The sequence below is a fragment of the Actibacterium ureilyticum genome, from assembly GCF_002285435.1.
GTDB classification, from domain to species: domain Bacteria; phylum Pseudomonadota; class Alphaproteobacteria; order Rhodobacterales; family Rhodobacteraceae; genus Actibacterium_C; species Actibacterium_C ureilyticum.
The window spans coordinates 462,820-483,844 of sequence record NZ_NSBT01000026.1 but is presented as its reverse complement, the minus strand read 5'-3'; the positions used below and the strand labels follow the sequence as shown (position 1 = coordinate 483,844).

The 21,025-nt window shown below is 65.6% G+C and carries 22 protein-coding genes; 14 read left to right on the top strand and 8 right to left on the bottom strand.

Annotated elements, in window-relative coordinates:
* The first annotated feature begins 18 nt into the window (after nt 1-18).
* From CLM60_RS11015 to CLM60_RS21410, 3 genes are all read left to right on the top strand, one after another.
* Nucleotides 19-1,452, top strand: coding sequence for a protein adenylyltransferase SelO (locus tag CLM60_RS11015; protein ID WP_095589186.1), 1,434 nt, complete (start codon nt 19-21; stop codon nt 1,450-1,452).
* Nucleotides 1,453-1,564: 112 nt separating this feature from the next.
* Nucleotides 1,565-2,830, top strand: coding sequence for a cation:proton antiporter (locus CLM60_RS11010; RefSeq protein WP_095589185.1), 1,266 nt, complete (start codon nt 1,565-1,567; stop codon nt 2,828-2,830).
* Between the two features lie 111 nt (nt 2,831-2,941).
* Nucleotides 2,942-3,238 carry a DUF4156 domain-containing protein gene (locus tag CLM60_RS21410; protein ID WP_095589184.1) on the top strand — a complete coding sequence of 99 codons (297 nt, stop codon included), beginning with the start codon at nt 2,942-2,944 and terminating at the stop codon, nt 3,236-3,238.
* A gap of 121 nt (nt 3,239-3,359) precedes the next feature.
* Here the strand turns inward: CLM60_RS21410 and CLM60_RS11000 are convergent, their stop codons facing one another.
* A complete protein-coding gene (locus tag CLM60_RS11000; RefSeq protein ID WP_245848366.1) occupies nt 3,360-4,622 on the bottom strand; it encodes a DEAD/DEAH box helicase in 1,263 nt (420 codons plus the stop codon).
* Between the two features lie 391 nt (nt 4,623-5,013).
* Between CLM60_RS11000 and CLM60_RS10995 the strand changes: the two genes are divergently transcribed.
* The 5 genes from CLM60_RS10995 (at nt 5,014) to eno (ending at nt 8,960) form a co-directional block, all read left to right on the top strand.
* A complete protein-coding gene (locus CLM60_RS10995; protein ID WP_095589183.1) occupies nt 5,014-5,502 on the top strand; it encodes a twin-arginine translocation pathway signal in 489 nt (162 codons plus the stop codon).
* The gene (locus tag CLM60_RS10990; protein ID WP_245848363.1) at nt 5,459-6,082 is read left to right on the top strand and encodes a ferric reductase-like transmembrane domain-containing protein; all 624 of its coding nucleotides are present in this window, start codon (nt 5,459-5,461) and stop codon (nt 6,080-6,082) included. Before CLM60_RS10995 ends, CLM60_RS10990 begins: the two co-directional genes overlap by 44 nt.
* Nucleotides 6,083-6,166: 84 nt before the next feature.
* Nucleotides 6,167-6,583 carry a Fur family transcriptional regulator gene (locus CLM60_RS10985; protein WP_095589181.1) on the top strand — a complete coding sequence of 139 codons (417 nt, stop codon included), beginning with the start codon at nt 6,167-6,169 and terminating at the stop codon, nt 6,581-6,583.
* Between the two features lie 129 nt (nt 6,584-6,712).
* A complete protein-coding gene (locus tag CLM60_RS10980) occupies nt 6,713-7,582 on the top strand; it encodes a DMT family transporter (RefSeq protein ID WP_095589180.1) in 870 nt (289 codons plus the stop codon).
* Nucleotides 7,583-7,685: 103 nt separating this feature from the next.
* On the top strand, nt 7,686-8,960 hold the full coding sequence (eno, locus tag CLM60_RS10975) for a phosphopyruvate hydratase (protein WP_095589179.1): 1,275 nt from the start codon (nt 7,686-7,688) through the stop codon (nt 8,958-8,960).
* 58 nt (nt 8,961-9,018) lie between these two features.
* Here eno and CLM60_RS10970 read toward each other — a convergent pair whose 3' ends face one another.
* Nucleotides 9,019-9,306, bottom strand: coding sequence for a hypothetical protein (locus CLM60_RS10970; RefSeq protein ID WP_095589178.1), 288 nt, complete (start codon nt 9,304-9,306; stop codon nt 9,019-9,021).
* A 136-nt stretch (nt 9,307-9,442) separates the two neighbouring features.
* On the opposite strand from CLM60_RS10970, the gene CLM60_RS10965 reads away from it, so the two are divergent.
* Together CLM60_RS10965 and CLM60_RS10960 are read left to right on the top strand one after the other, a co-directional pair.
* Nucleotides 9,443-10,111, top strand: a complete 669-nt coding sequence (locus tag CLM60_RS10965; RefSeq protein ID WP_095589177.1) for a haloacid dehalogenase type II — start codon at nt 9,443-9,445, stop codon at nt 10,109-10,111.
* A gap of 49 nt (nt 10,112-10,160) precedes the next feature.
* Nucleotides 10,161-10,577 (top strand): cupin domain-containing protein, encoded by a 417-nt coding sequence (locus tag CLM60_RS10960; protein ID WP_095589176.1) that lies wholly within the window; start codon nt 10,161-10,163, stop codon nt 10,575-10,577.
* A gap of 57 nt (nt 10,578-10,634) precedes the next feature.
* Here CLM60_RS10960 and CLM60_RS10955 read toward each other — a convergent pair whose 3' ends face one another.
* Nucleotides 10,635-11,759: an anhydro-N-acetylmuramic acid kinase gene (locus tag CLM60_RS10955; RefSeq protein WP_095589175.1), complete on the bottom strand. Its 1,125-nt coding sequence runs from the start codon at nt 11,757-11,759 to the stop codon at nt 10,635-10,637.
* A 67-nt stretch (nt 11,760-11,826) separates the two neighbouring features.
* Between CLM60_RS10955 and tyrS the strand changes: the two genes are divergently transcribed.
* Entirely contained in the window at nt 11,827-13,080 is a 1,254-nt protein-coding gene (tyrS, locus tag CLM60_RS10950; RefSeq protein ID WP_095589174.1) for a tyrosine--tRNA ligase, read from the top strand.
* Between the two features lie 147 nt (nt 13,081-13,227).
* Here the strand turns inward: tyrS and CLM60_RS10945 are convergent, their stop codons facing one another.
* The 4 genes from CLM60_RS10945 to CLM60_RS10930 form a co-directional block, all read right to left on the bottom strand.
* A complete protein-coding gene (locus CLM60_RS10945; protein ID WP_095589173.1) occupies nt 13,228-14,499 on the bottom strand; it encodes a VPLPA-CTERM sorting domain-containing protein in 1,272 nt (423 codons plus the stop codon).
* Nucleotides 14,500-14,561: 62 nt separating this feature from the next.
* Entirely contained in the window at nt 14,562-15,527 is a 966-nt protein-coding gene (locus CLM60_RS10940; protein ID WP_095589172.1) for a DUF3179 domain-containing protein, read from the bottom strand.
* Between the two features lie 79 nt (nt 15,528-15,606).
* Nucleotides 15,607-16,152 carry a peptidylprolyl isomerase gene (locus CLM60_RS10935; RefSeq protein WP_095589171.1) on the bottom strand — a complete coding sequence of 182 codons (546 nt, stop codon included), beginning with the start codon at nt 16,150-16,152 and terminating at the stop codon, nt 15,607-15,609.
* Nucleotides 16,145-16,651 (bottom strand): peptidylprolyl isomerase, encoded by a 507-nt coding sequence (locus CLM60_RS10930; RefSeq protein ID WP_095589170.1) that lies wholly within the window; start codon nt 16,649-16,651, stop codon nt 16,145-16,147. The genes CLM60_RS10935 and CLM60_RS10930 overlap by 8 nt, the downstream gene beginning before the upstream one ends.
* Nucleotides 16,652-16,792: 141 nt before the next feature.
* Between CLM60_RS10930 and CLM60_RS10925 the strand changes: the two genes are divergently transcribed.
* The 3 genes from CLM60_RS10925 to CLM60_RS10915 all read left to right on the top strand — a co-directional run bounded on the left by CLM60_RS10925 (nt 16,793) and on the right by CLM60_RS10915 (nt 20,378).
* The gene (locus tag CLM60_RS10925) at nt 16,793-17,983 is read left to right on the top strand and encodes a phosphoglycerate kinase (RefSeq protein ID WP_095589356.1); all 1,191 of its coding nucleotides are present in this window, start codon (nt 16,793-16,795) and stop codon (nt 17,981-17,983) included.
* A 180-nt stretch (nt 17,984-18,163) separates the two neighbouring features.
* On the top strand, nt 18,164-19,057 hold the full coding sequence (locus tag CLM60_RS10920) for a fructose bisphosphate aldolase (protein ID WP_095589169.1): 894 nt from the start codon (nt 18,164-18,166) through the stop codon (nt 19,055-19,057).
* 250 nt (nt 19,058-19,307) lie between these two features.
* On the top strand, nt 19,308-20,378 hold the full coding sequence (locus CLM60_RS10915) for a Hint domain-containing protein (RefSeq protein WP_095589168.1): 1,071 nt from the start codon (nt 19,308-19,310) through the stop codon (nt 20,376-20,378).
* Nucleotides 20,379-20,411: 33 nt separating this feature from the next.
* Here the strand turns inward: CLM60_RS10915 and CLM60_RS10910 are convergent, their stop codons facing one another.
* On the bottom strand, nt 20,412-20,945 hold the full coding sequence (locus tag CLM60_RS10910; RefSeq protein ID WP_095589355.1) for a glyoxalase superfamily protein: 534 nt from the start codon (nt 20,943-20,945) through the stop codon (nt 20,412-20,414).
* Nucleotides 20,946-21,025: the final 80 nt, after the last annotated feature.

The following is a 21,025-nucleotide window of genomic DNA, read 5'->3' as shown; positions in this document are numbered from 1 at the left end:
CGCGCAAAGGGATCCCGCATGACCATCGCCTTCGACAACAGCTATGCCCGCCTGCCGGACCGCTTCTTCAACGCCCAAGGCCCCGCACCCGTGTCCGAACCCGCGCTGATCGCGGTCAATGACGCGCTGGCGGCAGAGCTGGGGCTGGACGCGGGCTGGCTGCGCTCGGACGCGGGGCTGGCGATGCTGGCTGGCAACACGCTGCCCGAGGGGGCCGCGCCGCTGGCCCAAGCCTATGCCGGGCACCAGTTCGGCGGCTGGGTGCCGCAACTGGGCGACGGGCGTGCGCTGTTGATCGGAGAGGTCATTGATACCAATGGCTTGCGGCGCGACATTCAACTAAAGGGGTCCGGTCCCACCCCGTTCAGCCGCCGCGGCGACGGTCGCGCGGGGCTTGGCCCCGTGCTGCGCGAATATATCGTCAGCGAGGCGATGCACGCCCTTGGCATCCCCACCACGCGGGCCTTGGCCGCCGTCACCACCGGCGATGTGGTCCTACGCGAGCGCCCCCAGCCCGGCGCGGTTCTGACCCGCGTCGCGGCCAGTCACATCCGCGTCGGCACGTTTCAGTATTTCGCCGCGCGCGAGGATACCGAGGCGCTGGCGCTTCTGGCCGAACATGCCCGCCAGCGGCACTACCCCGAAGCCGCCGGGGTGCTGGGCTTCCTGAAGGCCGTGATCACCGCCCAGGCGCATCTGGTCGCGCGCTGGCTGGGCGTGGGGTTCATCCACGGCGTGATGAACACCGACAACATGGCGGTATCGGGCGAAACCATCGATTATGGCCCCTGCGCCTTCATGGATCGCTATCACCCGGCCAAGGTCTTCAGCTCCATCGACCAGTTCGGGCGCTATGCCTATAACAAACAGCCCGACATGGCGGCGTGGGATCTGGCACAGCTGGCCTCGGCCCTGTTGCCGCTGATCGATCCGGACGAAAACCGCGCGATCGAGATCGCGACCGAGGCGGTGAACGAATTCGCCCCGCAGTTCCGCGACGCCTGGCTGGAGGTCTTCCGCGCCAAGGTGGGGCTGGCCAGTGCCGAGGACGGCGATGCCGAGCTGATCCACACCCTGTTGGACCGGATGGCGGTCAACCAGGCCGATTTCACCAACACCTTCCGCGCGCTTGGCGGCGACACGGCCCGCGATCAGTTTCTGGACCCCGCCGCCTTCGATCAATGGCAGGCCGACTGGCAGGCGCGGCTGGTGCGCGATCCGCAAACACCTGCGGACCGGGCCGAACAGATGCGCCGCGCCAACCCCGCAATCATCCCGCGCAATCACCGGGTGGAACAGGCGATTTCCGCTGCCCTGTCAGATAATTACGAGCCGTTCCGAAAGCTTCTTGAGGCAACCGCCACCCCCTTTGACGATGGTCCGCTGACCGCCGAATATGCCCGCCCGCCCAGCCAGGACGAGGAAGTGCACCGCACCTTTTGCGGCACCTGAGACACGCGGCGCGGCCACAATCGCCGCGCCCAAATCGCCCCTGCGGCGGCTTTCCCCTTCGCCAGAGCCCGCGCGCCATGCTAGAGGGGGCCGAAACGGGTGAGAGACGCGCATGAACATTCTTCAAATTGCATCGCTGCTGATCGTGATGGCGGCGGTTTTCGGTGTGATCAACTATTTCTTCCTGAAGCTGCCGCAGGCCATCGGCATCCTGATCGTGGCGCTGGCCGCGTCCTTTGTGGCGATGGGGATCGACCTGGCCTATCCCGCGTTGGGGATCGCCGACACGCTGCGCGGCGTGGTGCTGGGCATCGACTTTTCCGACGCGCTGCTGGACGGGATGCTGGGGCTGCTTCTGTTTGCGGGCGCGCTGCATGTGAAGCTGGACGAGCTGCGCGCGCAGGCCTGGGTGGTGCTGCTGATGGCGACCATCGGTGTGGGCCTGTCGGTCGCCGTGGTGGGGTTCGGCTTTTCCTTCATGACCGGCATGCCGCTGCTGATCGCGCTGGTCTTCGGTGCCATCGTGTCACCCACCGACCCGGTTGCGGTGCTGGGCGTTCTGCGCGAGGCAAACCTGCGCAAATCGCTGGAAACCCAGATCGCGGGCGAAAGCCTGTTCAACGACGGCGTGGCCTATGTCGTGTTTCTGGTGCTGGTCGGGCTGGCCTTTACCGGCGGCGACAGCCACGGCACCCATGGCGAGGAAAGCGCGCTGATGGGCGCCGCGACCCTGTTCGTGCAAGAGGCCTTTGGCGGCGCCCTGCTGGGCGGGATCCTGGGCTGGCTGACCTTCCGCGTGATGCGGCGGATCGACGATTACACGCTCGAGGTGCTGATCACCCTGGCGCTGGCCTTTGGCGGCTATGAACTGGCGATCTGGCTGCATGTCAGCGCGCCGATCATGGCGGTGGTCGCGGGGCTGATGATCGGCCATGTGGGCATGAAATACGGGATGAGCGAAGTCACCCGCGACTATGTCGACGCCTTCTGGAAGCTGGTGGACGAGATCCTGAACGCGGTCCTGTTCCTGTTGATCGGGATCGAGGTCTTTGCCGTGGCCTTCGACATGACCTATGCCTCGGCTGGGCTTTACGGGTTGGCGCTGGCGCTGCTGGCGCGCCTGGCGGCGGTGTCGATCCCGATCATGATCCTGCGCCCCTTCCGCGATTTCGGCAGCGACGTGATCCCGATCATGACCTGGGGCGGGCTGAAGGGCGGCATCTCGGTCGCGCTGGCGCTGAGCCTGCCGGATAGCGAATGGAAGCCGATGATCCTGACCGTGACCTATGCGATCGTGGTGTTTTCCATCATCGTGCAGGGGCTGACCATCGCGCCGCTGGCCAAGAAGCTGGGGCGCGAGCCGGAGCTGCCGGGGTGAAGGGGGAATTGCGTAGCGGCTCACCATACTCCAATGTGGAAAAAAACGGGCTTTTCAGTCTATGGTTGATCTGATTGGTTGTGTTTACACAATTCTTCATGAGAGACCCAAATGCGTTTAATTGTCATCACTTTCGCTGTCATCGGTTTAGCCTCCTGCAGCACAGAGCTTTCCCCAGAAGGAAAATCCGTAAGGCAGATATCGCTTCAAACCGCTAATGCTTGCCAATTTCTAGGACCCGTAACTGGATCCGAAAGCATGGGAATTGATGAATCTATGGACACAGCAAGCGCATACAATAAGGTCCGCAATACAACCGCCAGCATGGGCGGAAACGCGTTTGTCGTTTCTTCGTCAAATACCTCGATTGCCTCGACCGTCGTTCAAGCCGATGCATATCGCTGCTAGTGCCATTGCGAATTCTTCGTTCGTTCTGGAACGCTACTTTGGATGACAACGTACAAAATCAATCCAAAGCCACTTCCTATTAACCAAAAACGCCCCCGAACATCTTCGGGGGCGTTTTCGATCATGCGGCCTGTTTCTGGCCCTTGTTCCGCGACGGGCGGCGACGGCGGCGTTGGCGTTGGCCGCCACCGGGTTTGCCGGCGCCCTGCCCGCGCGGGCCTTTGCCCTTGCGCGCGGTGGGATCGGGCAGAACCTCCCACGGGTCGCCACCGGCGACGGGGATGGAAATGCCCATCACCTTCTGGATGTCCTTCAGCGCGCCCATCTCGTCGGGGGCGCAGAACGCGATGGCCGCGCCATCGGCACCGGCGCGTGCCGTCCGGCCGATCCGGTGGACATAGTTGTCGGCCACGTTCGGCAGGTCGAAGTTATAGACATGGCGCACATCGGGGATATCGAGGCCCCGCGCCGCCACATCCGTGGCCACCAGAACGCGGGTTTCGCCATCGCGGAACGCCTGCAGCGCGCGGCTGCGCTGGCCCTGGGACTTGTTGCCGTGGATGGAATCGGCGGCATAGCCCGCGGCGCGCAGCTGTTTCATCAGCCGCTCGGCCCCGTGCTTGGTGCGGCCGAAGACCAGCGCCAGCTCGTCCTTGTGGTTGTCCAGCATGTCGATCAGCAGCCGGGTCTTTTCCGACTTTTCAACGAAATGCACCGATTGGGTGATCTTGTCGGCGGCCTTGCCCGGGGGCGAGACCTGGACCCGCACCGGATCGGTCAGATAGGCACCCGCGATCTCGGCCATCTGCTTGGGCATGGTGGCCGAAAACAGCAGCGTCTGGCGCTCGGCAGGCAGCAGGCCCGCGATCTTGCGCAGCGCGTGGATGAAGCCCAGATCCAGCATCTGGTCGGCCTCGTCCAGCACCAGGAACACGGTGTCGTCCAGGCGCAGCGCCTTGTTGTCCAGATGGTCGATCAGCCGGCCCGGCGTGGCGACGATCAGGTCGGTGCCCTTGGCCAGCCGCTGACGCTGCGCGTTGATCGACGCGCCGCCGACGACCAGACCGATCTTGATCGGCGTGCCCTCGACCAGCGGTTTCAGGTTGGCCACGATCTGTTGCGCCAGCTCGCGCGTAGGCGCCAGCACCAGCGCCTTGGCGGTCTTGGGCGCCGGACGGCCCCGGTTTTGCATCAGCCCCGCGATCAGCGGCAGGCCGAACGCGGCGGTCTTGCCGGTGCCGGTCTGCGCCAGCCCCATCACGTCTCGCCCGTTCAGCACATGCGGGATAGCCTGTGCCTGGATCGGAGTCGGCGTCTTGATCCCCATCTTGTCCAGACGGGAAAGCAGGGCCTCGGGCAGCCCCAGCGTCGAAAATTCAGTCAATTCATATCCTTTCGCGGCCCCGCATCGCGTGGGTCCGCCTTTGGCCGGATCGCACCGGCAAGTGGGTCGCCCTGACCACGGCCACGGGCCGACTGCCCGCCCCGTCCAAGGCCTGTTGCACCCACGCGTGATTTTGGGAACCTGTCCCGCCGACCTTGGTGCCCATCCGTTTCGGGGGCTCTGCTCACGCGGCAGGGTCGGCGCTGGGATGCAGATGGCCCTTTGCCGGGGAAAAGTCAACCCATTGCCGCCAGGCGCGTGTTCACGCGATTGTGGGAATACGCCCTTGTCCGTGGGGGCCGCACCGATTGGGAATTGCGCCGCGATGCCCTATCATCCTGTCCAAGGATCGACCCATCCGCGCCACCGCGCCCTTGTACGGAGGACCCAGATGACCCAGCTGAACCTTCCCCGCCGCACGCTTCTGGCCACGGGCGGCGCCGCCCTTGTGACCGGGGCCGCCGGTCTGCGCGTCCCGGCCCGGGCGCAGGGCATCGCGCCCACGCCCAGCATGCGCGGCGGGGCCAACAATTACCGCCCCGGCGCGCCCATCGTCGACCGGATCGGCGGGGGCGGCTTCTGGATGACCGGCACGGTGCGCCGCGCGGGCGACGGCGCCCCGCTGGCTGGCCAGCGCATCCAGATCTGGGCCCACACCACCGAAGGGCACGAGCGGGACCCGCAAAGCCACGGCGCCACGCTGAGCGCCGCCGACGGGACATTCCGGCTGGAAATGCCGCAGATCGTGCCCGCTTTCGGCCAGCCGCACGGGCATCTGGCCTATGACAGTGACGCATTTCAAACCGTCTTCCTGCGCCCGGTAATGGCCAGTGCCCGTGACAAGACGCTTCAGGCGCATTTTGTCCTGCAACCCGCCTGAACGCACCAAAGCGAAGGCATGGCTGATCTGGACCGGGCTGATCGCGGCGGTCGCGGTGCCCGTGGGGCTGGCTGTGACAAGCCCGCTGCTGGCCTGGCGCGGCCCGATCTATATCGCCGCCGGTCTGGCGGGGATCGCGGCGATGGCGCTGTTCCTGTTCCAGCCGCTGCTGGCGGCGGGGCGCCTGCCGGGGATTTCGGCCTTTGACAGCCGCCGGATGCATCGCCGCATCGGCCTGGTGCTGGTGGCGCTGGTGCTGGCCCATGTGGGCGGGCTGTGGCTGACCAGCCCACCGGATGTGATCGACGCGCTGCTGTTTCGATCCGCCACGCCGTTTTCGGCCTGGGGCGTGATCGCGATGTGGGGGCTTTTCGCCACCGCGCTGGTCGCGCTGTCGCGCCGCCGCCTGCGCTGGCGGACCTGGCGCGCGCTGCATACCGGGCTGGCCGTGCTGATCGTGGGCGCCACCGCCCTGCACGCGATCCAGATCGAAGGCACGATGGAGCCTGTGTCCAAGGCCGCGCTGGTCGCCCTGATCGTGCTTGGCCTGGCCGCCACCCTGCTGACGCGGCGGCGCTGACACGCCCACCCCGCCAAAACGATGGAAAATCCCCGCGCTTTTGTCTAAACCCGCCGCAAACGGCGCAAGGCGGACCCCAAGACCATGACCGACACGATCATTTCCCGATGCGAGGCCAAGGGCCTGCGGATGACCGAACAACGCCGGGTGATCGCGCAGGTGTTGCAGGACGCGACCGACCACCCCGATGTCGAAGAGCTTTACGCCCGCGCCTCGGCCATCGACCCGCGAATTTCGATCGCCACGATCTATCGCACCGTGAAGCTGTTCGAAGAGGCCGGCATCCTGGAGCGGCTGGAATTCGGCGACGGGCGCGCACGGTACGAGGATGCCGAGCGTGACCACCACGACCACCTGATCGACATGCAATCGGGCAAGGTGATCGAATTCGTCGACCCCGAGATCGAGGCGCTGCAGGAAAAGATCGCCGCCAAGCTGGGATACGAGCTGCGCGGCCACAAGCTGGAACTGTACGGCGTACCGCTGCGCGACAAATCCTGACCGCGACCCATTCCGGCACGTGATCGGCGCCGTCAAGAAACGGAATGGGACGCGGTCGCAAACCGGCTTGCACGGGCGCAATCGCCACGCATAGATGGCCCGATCCTCTTACCTTGCGCGGGCGGGCTCATGAACAACCTGAATGGCATCCTTCTGATGACCGGCGGCATGGTCGGCTTCACCTTCGAGGACATGTTCATCAAGATGCTGACCGCCACCCTGCCGGTGGGTCAGGTTCTGGTGCTGATCGCGGCGGGCAGCGCGGCGGTGTTCCTGGCGCTGTCCGTGGCGCTGCGCCACCGGCCCTTTGCCCGCGCGGCCTGGCGGCCCGTGCTGGTGATCCGCGCCGCGTGCGAGGCAATCGCCGCGCTGTGCTTCGTGACCGCGCTGGCCAGTGTCGACCTGTCGGTGGTGGCGGCCGTGTTCCAGGCGCTGCCGCTGGTCATCACCATGGGCGCGGCGCTGTTTCTGGGCGAACAGGTGGGCTGGCGGCGCTGGACCGCGATTTCGCTGGGCTTCGTGGGGGTGTTGCTGATCATCCGGCCCGGCATGGCGGGGTTCGAGCCGCGCGCGCTGCTGGTCCTGATCTCGGTCCTGGCGGTGGCGGCGCGCGACCTGATCACCCGGCGGATCGACGTGACCGTGCCCTCGACCGTGGTGTCGTTCCAGGGCTTCGCCGCCGTGATCCCTGCCGCGCTGGTGCTGCTGGCGCTGTCGCCCGACCGCGCCGCCCTGCCCGACACCGCCGAATGGTGGAAGGCCGCGGGCGGCGTCACCTTCGGCGCGTTGGGCTATTACGCCGTCACCGCGTCGATGCGGCTGGCCGATGTCGGCGCGCTGATGCCGTTCCGCTATACCCGGCTGGTGTTTTCGATGCTGGTGGGCATGGTGGTGTTCCACGAACGCCCCGATGCGATCACGCTGGCGGGTGCGGCGCTGATCATCGCCACGGGCTTCTATACCTTCCTGCGGGAACAGCGGCTGGCGCGCGCGGCCTGAATCTGCCGTCTGCCCAGCCTGTTAACGCTATCCCTGCATTCCCATCGGCCGACAAACTTGTTATGCCAGCGCGCAACAGACCCTTTGCCCTATGGAAAGTGACATGAGCACCATCATCGACATTATCGGCCGCGAGATTCTGGACAGCCGTGGCAACCCGACCGTCGAGGTCGACGTGATCCTGGAAGACGGCACCATGGGCCGCGCCGCGGTGCCCTCGGGCGCCTCGACCGGCGCGCATGAGGCGGTGGAAAAACGCGACGGCGACAAGGGCCGCTATCTGGGCAAGGGCGTGCTGGAGGCCGTGAATGCCGTGAATGGCGAGATCGCCGAAGAGCTGGCCGGCATGGACGTGACCGAACAGATGGCCATCGATCAGGCGATGATCGAACTGGACGGCACCCCGAACAAGGGCCGTCTGGGCGCCAACGCAATCCTGGGCGTCAGCCTGGCCGCCGCCAAGGCCGCCGCCGATTTCACAATGCAGCCGCTTTACCGCTATGTCGGCGGCACCTCGGCCCGGGTCCTGCCGGTGCCGATGATGAACATCATCAATGGCGGCGAACATGCCGACAACCCGATCGACATCCAGGAATTCATGATCATGCCGGTGTCGGCAGCGAACGTGAAAGAGGCGATCCGCATGGGCGCCGAGGTGTTCCACACCCTGAAGAAAGAACTGTCGGCGGCGGGCCACAACACCGGCATCGGCGACGAGGGCGGCTTTGCCCCCAACCTGAGCTCCACCACCGAAGCGCTTGATTTCGTTCTGAAATCCATCGAAAAGGCGGGCTACAAACCGGCCGAGGATATCTATCTGGCGCTCGACTGCGCTTCGACCGAGTACTATGCCGATGGCAAGTACAATATGAAGGGCGAAGGCAAGGTTCTGAGCAGCGACGAGAATGTCGCCTATCTGGCCGATCTCTGCGCGCAATACCCGATCATCAGCATTGAAGACGGCATGGCCGAGGATGACTGGGCCGGGTGGAAGGCGCTGACCGACGCGATCGGCGACAAGGTGCAGCTGGTGGGCGACGATCTGTTCGTGACCAACCCCGCCCGCCTGGCCGACGGCATCGCGCAGGGCGTCGCGAACTCGATGCTGGTCAAGGTGAACCAGATCGGCTCGCTCACCGAAACCCTGCGGGCCGTCGATATGGCCCACCGCGCGCGCTATACCAACGTGATGTCCCACCGCTCGGGCGAGACCGAAGATGCGACCATCGCCGATCTGGCGGTCGCCACCAATTGCGGTCAGATCAAGACCGGCTCGCTGTCGCGCTCCGACCGTCTGGCGAAATACAACCAGCTGATCCGGATCGAGGAAATGCTGGGCGAAACCGCCGAATATGCGGGCCGTTCGATCCTGAAGTGATCGCAGCGACCTGAACCGATCAAGGGGTGCCCGCGCGGCACCCCTTTTTCATTGGCGCTCAGCCGCGCAGCTTCTTCACGATCAGACCGACCACGACCTGAACCACCAGCCCCGACACGCCGCCGCCGACCAGGTTGCCCGCCAACGCCGCGATGTCGAACCCGCCCGCCGCCGCGGCCGCACCGCCGCCGCCCAGCAAACCGCCCAAAAGCTGCCCGCCGCCCAGACCGCCCGCAGCCCCGGCCAGGATGTTGCCAAGCCCGCCCATATTGGCACTTTGCACCGCCTTGCCGCCGCCCAGGCCACCTAGGGCACCGCCGACCAATTGACCCAGTATCTGTTCCATGATTGTCCCTCCAGTTATTTTCTGTACCCACAAGTGTCGCACAGATCGCGATTTGCGCAAGATTATTACGCACTGACCTAGGGGCAGCCCCAGTGCCCCCATTGTCCCGCACCGCAAAGCGCGCCATGATACCGACATGGTCAAGGCCTTGATTTTCGACGTTTTTGGCACCTGCGTGGATTGGCGCACCGCCATCGCGCGCGCGGTTTCAGCGGCCCCGCCCGGGGTCGACCCACTGGCCTTTGCCGATGCCTGGCGCGACGAATACCAGCCCGCGATGGACCGGATCCGCATCGGCAACCGGGGCTATGTGGCGCTGGATGATCTGCATCTGGAAAACCTGCACCGCGTTGCGCAGCGCTTCGGCGTCACGGCCCCCGATGCGCTGAACAAAGCGTGGGAGCATCTGGACCCCTGGCTCGATACCGTCCCCGGCCTGACCGCCCTGCGGCAGCGCCACATCATCGCCCCCTGCTCGAACGGCTCGATCGCCCTGATGACCCGTCTGGCCCGCCACGCCCGCCTGCCCTGGGATTGTATCCTGGGGGCCGAGATCGCCCGCGACTACAAAACCAAACCCGCCGTCTATCTGGCCGCCTGCGCCGCGCTGCGCCTGCCACCTGATCAGGTGATGATGCTGGCCGCCCACAATGACGATCTGAGCGCCGCCCGCGCCGTGGGCCTGAAAACCGCCTTCGTCCCGCGCCCCACCGACTATGGGCCGGATCAGACCACCGACCTGACGCCCATTGCCGACTGGGACCACATCGCCCCCGATTTCATCACGCTCGCCCGGGCGCTCTGACCCCTCTTCATTGCTCTGCAAATACTCAAATCCCGCCAGGACCACACGCATGACCGCCGAACAGATCATCGACCGCCTCAACCTGCGCCCCCACCCCGAGGGCGGCTGGTACACCGAAACCTGGCGCGCCGACGGTCCGGGCCGCCCGGCGGGCACCTGCATCTATTTCCTGCTGAAAGCGGGCCAACACAGCCACTGGCACCGGGTCGACGCCACCGAGATCTGGCACCATTACGCGGGAGATCCGCTGATTATTTCCATTTCGGAAACGGAAAGCGGCCCGGCACGCGATCATGTGCTGGGCACGGACCTGTCCTCGGGCGAGCGCCCGCAAATCATCGTCCCCGCCCATCACTGGCAATCCGCCCGCCCCACCGGCGCCTATACGCTTGTGGGCTGTACCGTCAGCCCGGGTTTCCAGTTCGACGGGTTCGAGCTGGCCCCGCCTGGGTTCGATATTCCCTGAGCGCCCTTTGGGTATATGACGCGACGCACTGGCCGGGGGATCGACCCGATCCGTGGCTCACCGCGCCGGCAAGATGCGGGCTTGCCCCTGCGGGCGGCTGATCTGCCCGCCCCCCACCGGCGTGGCCACACCCGTGGTACCCGGCGCCGATGTGGGCAGCCCCCGCGCCACGCGCACCGCCAGATAGGCGAAGGCCTGCGCCTCCAGCATGTCGCCGTCCAGCCCGGCCTCCTTGATCGGCACGACCGGGCAATCCAGCCCGGCGGCCAGCATCTGCATCAGCACCGGGTTCTTGCGCCCGCCGCCGGTGACCAGCACGCGCGCGGGCGGTTCGGGGCAATGCTCCATCCCGCGCATCACCGCACTTGCGGCCATCGCGCACATGGTGGCGGCGGCATCGGCATCCGACAGCTCGCGCACCAGATCCAGCATCACCTTGAAATCGTCGCGATCCAGCGATTTCGGCGGCAGTTTCAGGAAATACCCCTCGTCCAGGAACAGCTCCAGCGCGCCCTCGGCCACCGTGCCCTGCCGCGCCACCGCCCCGCCCGCGTCAAAGGGTTGGCCCAGCCGGTCCTGCATCAGATCGTTGATCGGCGCATTCGCGGGCCCGGTGTCAAAAGCCAGCAGCGCGCCCGGCGCATCCGGCGCAGCGATGCGCGGATCGACCCAGGTCAGATTGCCCACGCCGCCCAGGTTCAGGAAAACAAGCGGTTCCGTCGCGCCGATGAACCGCGCGCAGGCATGATGGTAAAACGGCGCCAGCGGCGCGCCCTGCCCGCCCAGCCGCACATCGGTGCTGCGAAAATCCCAGACCACGGGGCGGTCCAGAACCTCGGCCAGGATCTGGCCATCGCCGGCCTGGAATGTCAGCCCGTTATCGGGGTCGTGAAACAGGGTCTGGCCATGAAACCCCACCAGTTGGGCGGCGGGAAATTCCGACAAAAGCGCGGCATGCACATCCTCGACCACCCTTGCCGCGGCATCGGCGCGCGCCGCGCCCGGCCGCGCCCCCAGCGCCGCGCGCAGCACCGCCTGCTGGTCCGCGTCATAGGGGCGATAGCCGGTCTCGCCAAACGCCAGGATCCGGTCACCATCGGTCTGCAACAGGGCGGCATCCACCCCGTCAAGCGACGTTCCCGACATCGCCCCCAAAGCCCAGACCGGACCGGATTTCAACATGGCCTTCCCCTTCGCCCGACACACCGATATATCACTGACCGAAACCAACCCGATGGACAAGTGACCGATGACCTATCACCCCAAATCAGAGTTCATGCGCGTGATGATCGAACGCGGCTTCCTGGCCGATTGCACCGATTATCAGGGGCTGGACGAGGCGCTGATCCAGGGCGTGGTGCCGGGCTATATCGGGTTCGACGCCACGGCGAAATCGCTGCATGTGGGCAGCCTGATCCAGATCATGATGCTGCGCTGGCTGCAAAAGACGGGCCACAAGCCCATCACCCTGATGGGCGGCGGCACCACCAAGGTGGGCGATCCCAGCTTTCGCGCCGATGAGCGCCCGCTGCTGACACCCGCGGCGATCGACGCCAATATCGACGGGATCAAGCAGGTCTTCGCGAAATACATCAGCTATGACGACGGCCCCACCGGCGCGCTGATGCTGAACAATGCCGAATGGCTGGACGATCTGAACTATCTCGATTTCCTGCGCGACATCGGGCGGCATTTCAGCGTGAACCGGATGCTGTCGTTTGAATCCGTGAAATCGCGGCTGGACCGGGAACAAAGCCTGTCCTTCCTGGAATTCAACTACATGATCCTGCAGGCCTATGATTTCCTGGAGCTGAACCGCCGCTATGGTTGCCTGGTACAGTTCGGCGGCAGCGACCAATGGGGCAATATCGTCAACGGCATCGACCTGACCCGCCGGGTGCTGGATCACGAAATCTATGGCCTGACCTCGCCCCTTCTGACCACCAGCGACGGCAAGAAGATGGGCAAATCGGCCCAGGGTGCGATCTGGCTGAATGCCGACATGCTGAGCCCCTATGAGTTCTGGCAGTTCTGGCGCAACACCACCGATGCCGATGTGGGCCGGTTCCTGAAGCTCTACACCGAGTTGCCGCTGGACGAATGCGACCGGCTGGGCGCGCTGCAGGGGTCCGAGATCAACGACGCCAAGGTGATCCTGGCCAACGAGGTCACGACGCTTTGCCACGGGGCCGAGGCCGCCGCCGCGGCCGAAGCCACCGCGCGCGAGGTCTTTGAAAAGGGCGGCGTGGGCGACGACCTGCCGACGCTGACCCTCAGCGCGGCGGAGCTGGGCGACGGGATTTCCATCGTGCAGCTCATCACCCGCTCGGGCCTGGCGAAATCCGGCAAGGAGGCCAAGCGCCTGATCGCCGAAAACGGCGCGCGGATGAATGACGAACCGCTGACCGATGCCGGGCTGATGATCGACGCCGCCGCCCTGGCCCAGCCGATCAAGCTGAGCGCGGGCAAGAAGCGCCACGCGCTGGTGACGCTGGACGGTTAAGGTTTTTCTTGGGGCGCTGCCCCAAACCCCGGGATATTTGAACCAAGAAGAAGATGCCGGTTTCTTCTTGGCGAAAATATCCCCGCCGGAGGCCTGAAAGACCGCGGCCCAACGGGCCGCGGCGCGTCCGGTTCAGCCGTCGGCGCGCTACGATCCGCGCCGACGGGCAAGGCCCAGCGCCCCAAGCGCCCCCACCAGCAGGACCAGCCCCGCCGGAAGCGGCACCGGCGCCAGGACACCGTCCGCCGCGATCCGGAACCTGGCATCGGCAAAACCGATCTGTTCGAACCCGCTCAGCAGGACACTGGCGCTGTCGTCATAGAGGCTGAGCAGCACGCCCTGCGATGTCTCGGTCAGGCCCGAGATATCGCTACTGAGGACCGAGGCCAGGCTCACCCGGTCGAACCCCGTGCCGCCATCGATCACCGCCCCGCCGGCCACGGCGCCGACAGCCGTGTCGAAATAGTCCAGCCCGAAGCCGAAGACATCGTTGCCGCTGCCGAAATCGCCCGCGCCGATCAGCGCGCCGCCCTGATAGAGCGTGAGGACATCGCGCCCCCCGGCCAGCGCAAAGGCCATGCCGCCGGTGCCCTCGATCAGGCCGGCATTGTCGATGATCTGGCTTTGGGTATTGGCGGTGTCCGTGGTGCCGTCTTCGACCAGGATACCGGTATTGCCGCGAATGAGTCCCGTGTTCACGATCTCCAGGTCGAACCCGGCAGCGTCGACATCGATGCCTGCACCGGTCGTGGCCAGGGCGGTGATCTGGCCGGTATTCTCGATCCGGCCGGAATCGATATCGATGCCGTCGCCATCGTCGCCGACCGAGGCGATGATCCCGCTGTTCAGGATCACCCCGTGTTCGCCGATCTGCACCGCGTCCTCGGCGGCGGTGATCCGGCCCGCGTTTTCGACCCGCGCGTCATCGCCGGCCTCGACCCCCTCGTCACCCGACAGGATCACGCCGGTTGCGGTGTTGGTCAGGTGCAGGTCGCGACCGCCGATGCCGTCATCGTCGGGACCCGCGCGCAGGGCCTTGTCGGCGGCGTCGATCAGGCCCGCGTTGATCACCCGCAGCCCGTCGGACCCTTCGGTGTCGATCCCCTTGTCCCCGGCGAAGATCGCGCCGCGATTCACCACGGTCAGGGCGGTGCCGCCGACAATCGCCTCGTCCCCGCCATTGATCGTGCCGCGATTGGTGACGCGGTTGCCATCGCCTTCCAGCTTCAGCGCGTCCTTGTCGTCGGACACGGCGGCGCCGGGCCGCACGGTCAGCGTCAGACCGTCGCGGTCATCGGAAAACCCGTCGCGATCCGTGCCCTGACAGATGATCTGCGCGCCAGCGTCGGAACAATCGGCGTGTGACGCCGCCGTTGTCATCAAAAGCGCGACGATTGAAAGTGAAAGACGTTTCTGCATTCCCATGCCCCCGTTTCAAAACCCCGCCCTGATTAGGGGGCACGGGTAACAGCGGTGTAACATCAGCGGGGCAGCATCCAGATTCCGTCCGGGAAGAAGGCGTGAAAGGCAAAGGCGAACATCACGTCATGGGGCATGTCGCGCCCGCGCGCGTCGCGCACGCGGATCGTGCCCACATCGCGCCCCCGGTCGATGCGGGCGGTGTCCAGCGCCGAGGCCTGCCCGGCGGCCCAGGTGAGTGTCAGCCCGGCCTCGTCCACCCGGCCCGCGTCGCGCAGCCGTGCCACCGGCCAGGCACGGTTGCCCACCCGCACCACCCGGGCCAGCGCCGGGATGCCGTGGGGCGGCATCTGGCCGGAAAACAGAAACGGCCGGTGCGCGCTGTCATAGCTGACATACGGATTGCGGCCATAGGCGCGCGGCCAGTCGGGTTCGGCCATGACCAGCCCATCGGGGTTGCGCGCCCGGAACTGGGCCCAGCTTTCCATCCAGCTGGGCATCTGTTTCAGCGCCACCCCCGTCATGTCGCCGACGATACCGGTGCCGATGGCCTGTTGCCACCAGCTGTGGGTTTGCGCGTCATACATCACCATATCCGACTGCCGCAGCTTGCCCGTCACGCCGAAGGTCAGGGTGCGGCCCCGCACCCGCCGGTCGAAGGTGATGCCCGAATTGCACAAGGGGCAGAAGGTCACCGCTACCGGCACGCCGCCCACCACGTCATTCACGATCTCGTGCCAGGTCAGATAGCGGATGGGATAGGCGCGCGGGGCCTGCCCGGACAGTTCCAGCGTGATCACCGGCTCGCGGTCGCCGATCCCGCGCGCCCGGTCCGCGCGGATGAATTGCGGATCGCGCAGCGCCGGGATGCCGTCCTTGCCCGGCCCGCCCGAGGTGATTTCGGCCCAGCTGCCGACGGTGGTTTTGGAAAAATCCGTCTCGGGCCATTCGTGGCGCCAGAAATCGGGGCTGGCACCGGCGATGGTGGCGGCGCAGACAAGCGCCGAAATCAGGGCGATGAAACGCATTGGGGCCCTCCTGTCGCCCCGCAGGATGACAGGAAGGCCCCGCAAAACCCAGCCCCGCTCACGCGGGTTTGAGGCGATGTCACTCGGTCACGGTGACCTTGGTCATGACATCGGGCGCGCCGGTGACCTCGCCATTGCGGCCCTGGCCCTTCTTGATCGCGTCGACGATCTCCATCCCTTCGGTCACGCGGCCGACCACGGTGTATTGACCGTTCAGGAAATGCCCCTGCTGGAACATGATGAAGAACTGGCTGTTGGCGCTGTCGGGATCCTGGGCGCGGGCCATACCGACGACGCCGCGATCAAACGGAACGTCCGAGAATTCGGCCGCCAGGTCGGGGCGGTCCGAACCGCCGGTGCCCGCCAGTCGCATATCGGCGCCCAGCTTGCCGTTTTCCACATCGCCCGTCTGGGCCATGAAGCCACCGATCACGCGGTGAAACACCACGTCGTCATAGGCGCCATCCGCCGCCAGCGCGGTGATCTGTTCCACATGTTTGGGCGCGATATCTTCCAGCAGGTCGATCTTGATCGTGCCGTTGGCCTCGCCCGCGACGGTGATTTCCAGACCGGTCGCAAAGGCGGGCGACGCGCAGAACGCGCAAAGGGCGATCAGCTTACGCATCGGCGGCCACCTTGACGCTGATCATCCGGTCGGGGTTCATCGGCGGCTCGCCCCGCATGATGGCGTCGACGTGTTCCATACCGTCGATCACGCGGCCATAGACGGTGTATTGCCGGTTCAGGAAGTGGTTGTCGTTGAAGTTGATGAAGAACTGGCTGTTGGCCGAATTCGGGTTCTGCGACCGGGCCGCGCCCAGCGTGCCGCGATCATGCGGGATGCCGGAAAATTCCGCCGGCAGATCCTTCAGATCCGATCCGCCCGTGCCCGCCAGACGCAGGTTGAAATCCTTTTCGGCATTGCCGTTCTGCACATCGCCGGTCTGGGCCATAAACCCGTCGATCACCCGGTGAAACACCACGTTGTCATAGGCACCGCTGCGGGCCAGCTCCTTCATCCGGTCGCAATGCATCGGCGCGATGTCGGGCAGCAGCTCGATCGTGACGGTGCCGGCCTTCAGCTCCATCAGAATGGTGTTCTCGGGATCCTTGATATCAGCCATCTGGGGCTCCTTTTCGCAATTTGCAGGGAACCTAGTGCGCCAGACGCGCGATGAAAAGGGACAAACCGGCGCGAGCGGTTGACGCACCGCCCGCGATGGGGTGAATAGGCGGTAAGACGCTTGGCAAAAAGGAATTTCATGATGGCCTGGAAAACCCTCGACGACATGGATCTGGCGGGCAAGACCGTTCTGGTGCGGGTCGATATCAACGTCCCCGTCGAAGAGGGCCGCGTCACCGACGCCACGCGCATTGCCCGGATCGTGCCCACGGTGCGCGACATTCTGGACAAGGGCGGCAAGCCGGTTCTGCTGGCGCATTTCGGCCGGCCCAAGGGTCAGGTCGTGCCCGAGATGAGCCTGAAGGTCACCCTGCCCGCGCTGGAACAGGCCCTGGGCTGCGGCGTGATCTTTGCCGAGGATTGCGTGGGGCTGCCCGCGAAACAGGCCGTGGCCGCGCTGAGCGATGGCGATGTGCTGCTGCTGGAAAACACCCGCTTTCACGCGGGCGAGGAAAAGAACGACCCGATGATGGCCGCATCGCTGGCGGCGTTGGGCGATGTCTATGTCAATGACGCGTTTTCGGCCGCGCACCGGGCGCATGCCTCGACCGAGGGGATCGCGCGGCTGCTGCCCAGCTGCGCGGGCCGGCTGATGCAGGCCGAGCTGGAGGCGCTGGAACAGGCGCTTGGCGCGCCCGAACGCCCCGTCGTGGCCGTGGTGGGCGGCGCCAAGGTGTCGACCAAGCTGGACCTGCTGGGCAATCTGGTGGCCAAGGTCGACCATCTGGTGATCGGCGGCGGCATGGCCAACACATTCCTGGCCGCCCAAGGCGTCGATGTGGGAAAATCGCTGGCCGAACATGACATGGCTGACACCGCGCGCGCGATCCTGGACAAGGCCAAGGCATCGGATTGCGAGGTCATCCTGCCGCGCGACATCGTGGTGGCGCGGGAATTCGCGGCCAACGCCCCGCATGAAAACGTACCGGTCGACGCCTGCCCCGCCGACGCGATGATCCTGGATGCCGGTCCCGCGACGGTCGCCTATATCTGCGAGGTCATCGACCGCGCCAGCACGCTGATCATGAACGGCCCCCTTGGCGTGTTCGAGATGGAGCCGTTCCAGACCGGCACCTTCGCCATGCTGGACCGCATCGCCGCGCGCACGCGGTCGGGCAACCTGGTGTCCGTCGCCGGCGGCGGCGACACCGTGGCCGCGATCAATGCGGCGGGCCATGGCGATGATTTCACCTATATCTCGACCGCCGGCGGCGCGTTCCTGGAGTGGATGGAGGGCAAGACCCTGCCCGGCGTCGCGGCGCTTCAGGACTAGGAAACAATCGCCCCGCCGCGCCGGAATTCGACCATTCGCGCGGCGCGGCGGGCTTTGTCCCCCCGAAACCCGCACAGTTAGCGCCACCAGAATTGCAACCCCGCAGCGCCTGACTTAGAAGCAGATGAAGCGGGGCAAGTGCCCCTTATTGTTATTCATTTCTCGGCGGGAGCGCTTTCCATGTCCAACCAGGCTCAGGCAGATCAGATCACCAGCGGCGGCGGCTTCATCGCGGCGCTCGACCAGAGCGGCGGCTCGACCCCAAAGGCGCTGCGCCTTTACGGGATCGAGGAAGACGCCTATCGCTCGGAAGACGAGATGTTCGACCTGATCCACCAGATGCGGGCGCGGATCATCAAAAGCCCCGCCTTTACCGGCGACAAGATCATCGGCGCGATCCTGTTCGAAATGACCATGGACCGCGAGATCGACGGCATCCCCACCGCCACCTATCTGTGGGAAAAGCGCGGTGTGGTGCCGTTCCTGAAGGTCGACAAGGGTCTGGCCGAGGGCGAAAACGGCGTCAAGCTGATGAAACCCATGCCCGAGTTGGACGCGCTGCTGGAACGCGCGGTCAAGGCGGGGATCTTCGGAACCAAGATGCGGTCGGTGATCGACGCGGCCAACCCCGTGGGGATCAAGGCCATCGTCGACCAGCAGTTCGAGATCGGCAAACAGATCCTGTCGCACGGGCTGATGCCGATCATCGAGCCCGAGGTCACGATCTCGATCGAGGACAAGGCCCAGGCCGAGGATATCCTGCTGGACGAGATCCTGGCCCATCTGGACGCCCTGCCCGAGGACAGCCAGGTCATGCTGAAGCTGAGCCTGCCGACCAAGGTCAACCAATACGCGCCGCTGATCGCGCATCCCCGCGTGATGCGGGTTGTCGCCCTGTCGGGCGGCTATAGCCGCGACGACGCGAATGTGTTGCTGGCGCAGAACAGCGGCATGATCGCCAGCTTCTCGCGCGGGCTGACCGAAGGGCTGAGCGCGCAGCAAAGCGATGCGGAATTCGACGCCAAGCTGGGCGAAGCCATCGAAAGCATCTACGCGGCCTCGGTCGCGGTCTGAACGCGCCTCAAGCGCTGTGGATGAAAAGGGGCCGCTGGCCCCTTTTTGTTGTGCGGTGCGGGGCGCGCCCCGCCCCTGCCCTTGCGTCACCTATCCTTTTGCCCCGGCACGTACCCGTTTGTGAGCGATAGTTGGAGATTTTCACCTTTCTTTCGACTTTCTGGTATGATCATGAACAATCACAACGTTACACGATCCCGTTACAGCAACATCATGAGGCACCCCACCGCCATCGAAGGAGCTGACTGAAATGCCGGTCTATGATCTGAATTTTGTCGACGTCGCGGATGTAAACGCCCTTTATTCCTGGGGCGCCAGCGCGCAGGTGGATCAGACATGGGCCTGGCCGAATATCAGCCAGATCACCTTCACCAACGCCGCAACCATGTCGGTGCTGGACGACGACACGACCTTCGACGACGATGACGGCTTCAGCTGGAGCCCCCATGGCAACGCCGACAGCGACCCGCAGGTGCTGGCCAGCGATCTGGTTACATCGTCGGGCACCTATGCCGCGGGGACGGTGACCGAGCCCGAGTCTACCGCGACGTTCCAGGATTCGCTGGGCAACACCTATGAGCTGGTGGCGATCGGGGTCAACGAGGATGCCAATGCGATCATCGGCTTTGCCTTCGTCGGCGCCCAGCCGCCCTTCGACACGACGCTCAGCGTGGTATCGGCCAGCACCGCCGACCTGCCTATCGTGGCGTTTTCGTCGCTGGAGCCGCCGATCTGCTTTGCCGCCGGTACGCTGATCGACACGCCCCGGGATGCGGTGGCGGTCGAAACCCTGTCGCCCGGCGATCTGGTCGACACGCTGGATCACGGCCCACAGCCGGTGCGGCTGGTCGCCAGCCGCCGGATGGATTTCGTGGCCGACGGCCCCCGCCACCAGCCGATCCTGATCCGGGCCGGTGCGCTTGGCCCCGGCAGCCCCGCGCGCGATCTGTGCGTGTCGCCCCAGCACCGCATCCTGATGGAGGATGCCGATGACGTGCCGGTGCTGCTGGCGGCAAAGGCGCTGACCGGGCGCCCCGGCATCCGCGTGATGCGGGGCCTGCGTCAGGTCGTCTATGTGCATGTGATGTTCAGCCAGCACGAGATCCTGAGCGCGAACGGCGCGCTCAGCGAAAGCTTTTATCCGGGCCCGCAGGCCGTGCGCAGCGTCACCGCCGAAACCCGCGCCGAGCTGTTCGATATCTATCCGATGCTGCGCGCGGAATTCGACCGACCCGCCATCCCCCCGGCCCGCCCCCTGATGCCGGTGCAACGCGCCAAGCGCATCGCCAACAGCCTGCACGCGCCCCGCCGAGCGGGTTGAGCAGGCCCCCCGGCGCCCCTCACCTGGGCGGGCTTAGGCCCCCTGCTCGCAGAATCTCAGGCGGTTTCCGAAAGGGTCGTGCACCTGCATCTGCAGGCCCCATGGCAGCTTTTCCAGATCCGGTCGGTTGAACGCATAGCGTTTTTCAGACAGCTCCCTGTGGAATGCGCGCAGCTTGGTGGTGGGAATGAACGCGTTCGACCCCGGGCTGGCATCGTTGTGATGCTCTGACAGATGCAACTGCACCCCTGCCCGCTCCACCGCCATGTAAAGCGGCAGATCCTCGGCATGGCGATGCTCGAAAACGACGGAAAATCCCAGGAAGTCGCAATAGAATTCGCGCGCCTTTGCCACGTCGAAAATCCGAATGATCGGGTGACAGCCTGTAAAGCAGCCCCCGCCCGGCGCGTTGCCCTTCAGACGGGCCGCCGCCGTGTTCCAATCGGCAAAGCCCAGACTGGCCGCGACAAGTTCCAGCGCCTTTGCATGCGGAATGTTGATGCCGTCGGCGCCAAGGGCCGCGCGCAGGTTTCGGGCCATGGATTTGGCCTGGTCATGACTGATCACATATCTCTCCATGCCAGCGGTTTTTCAGCGGTGCGCGCGTTGCCGACCGATTGCTGGCCAGAAGATCAGATGACTGGATC

What these genes read in the sequence shown, in the direction of transcription:
- CLM60_RS10965 (WP_095589177.1), top strand. Translation starts at nt 9,443, where the DNA reads ATGGTCAAGGCCTTGATTTTCGACGTTTTTGGCACCTGCGTGGATTGG.
- CLM60_RS10935 (WP_095589171.1), bottom strand. Translation starts at nt 16,152, where the DNA reads ATGCGTAAGCTGATCGCCCTTTGCGCGTTCTGCGCGTCGCCCGCCTTT.
- CLM60_RS11010 (WP_095589185.1), top strand. Translation starts at nt 1,565, where the DNA reads ATGAACATTCTTCAAATTGCATCGCTGCTGATCGTGATGGCGGCGGTT.
- CLM60_RS10940 (WP_095589172.1), bottom strand. Translation starts at nt 15,527, where the DNA reads ATGCGTTTCATCGCCCTGATTTCGGCGCTTGTCTGCGCCGCCACCATC.
- tyrS (WP_095589174.1), top strand. Translation starts at nt 11,827, where the DNA reads ATGACCTATCACCCCAAATCAGAGTTCATGCGCGTGATGATCGAACGC.
- CLM60_RS10960 (WP_095589176.1), top strand. Translation starts at nt 10,161, where the DNA reads ATGACCGCCGAACAGATCATCGACCGCCTCAACCTGCGCCCCCACCCC.
- CLM60_RS10925 (WP_095589356.1), top strand. Translation starts at nt 16,793, where the DNA reads ATGGCCTGGAAAACCCTCGACGACATGGATCTGGCGGGCAAGACCGTT.
- CLM60_RS11015 (WP_095589186.1), top strand. Translation starts at nt 19, where the DNA reads ATGACCATCGCCTTCGACAACAGCTATGCCCGCCTGCCGGACCGCTTC.
- CLM60_RS10980 (WP_095589180.1), top strand. Translation starts at nt 6,713, where the DNA reads ATGAACAACCTGAATGGCATCCTTCTGATGACCGGCGGCATGGTCGGC.
- CLM60_RS10915 (WP_095589168.1), top strand. Translation starts at nt 19,308, where the DNA reads ATGCCGGTCTATGATCTGAATTTTGTCGACGTCGCGGATGTAAACGCC.
- eno (WP_095589179.1), top strand. Translation starts at nt 7,686, where the DNA reads ATGAGCACCATCATCGACATTATCGGCCGCGAGATTCTGGACAGCCGT.
- CLM60_RS10930 (WP_095589170.1), bottom strand. Translation starts at nt 16,651, where the DNA reads ATGGCTGATATCAAGGATCCCGAGAACACCATTCTGATGGAGCTGAAG.
- CLM60_RS10955 (WP_095589175.1), bottom strand. Translation starts at nt 11,759, where the DNA reads ATGTTGAAATCCGGTCCGGTCTGGGCTTTGGGGGCGATGTCGGGAACG.
- CLM60_RS10945 (WP_095589173.1), bottom strand. Translation starts at nt 14,499, where the DNA reads ATGCAGAAACGTCTTTCACTTTCAATCGTCGCGCTTTTGATGACAACG.
- CLM60_RS10995 (WP_095589183.1), top strand. Translation starts at nt 5,014, where the DNA reads ATGACCCAGCTGAACCTTCCCCGCCGCACGCTTCTGGCCACGGGCGGC.
- CLM60_RS21410 (WP_095589184.1), top strand. Translation starts at nt 2,942, where the DNA reads ATGCGTTTAATTGTCATCACTTTCGCTGTCATCGGTTTAGCCTCCTGC.
- CLM60_RS10970 (WP_095589178.1), bottom strand. Translation starts at nt 9,306, where the DNA reads ATGGAACAGATACTGGGTCAATTGGTCGGCGGTGCCCTAGGTGGCCTG.
- CLM60_RS10985 (WP_095589181.1), top strand. Translation starts at nt 6,167, where the DNA reads ATGACCGACACGATCATTTCCCGATGCGAGGCCAAGGGCCTGCGGATG.
- CLM60_RS10920 (WP_095589169.1), top strand. Translation starts at nt 18,164, where the DNA reads ATGTCCAACCAGGCTCAGGCAGATCAGATCACCAGCGGCGGCGGCTTC.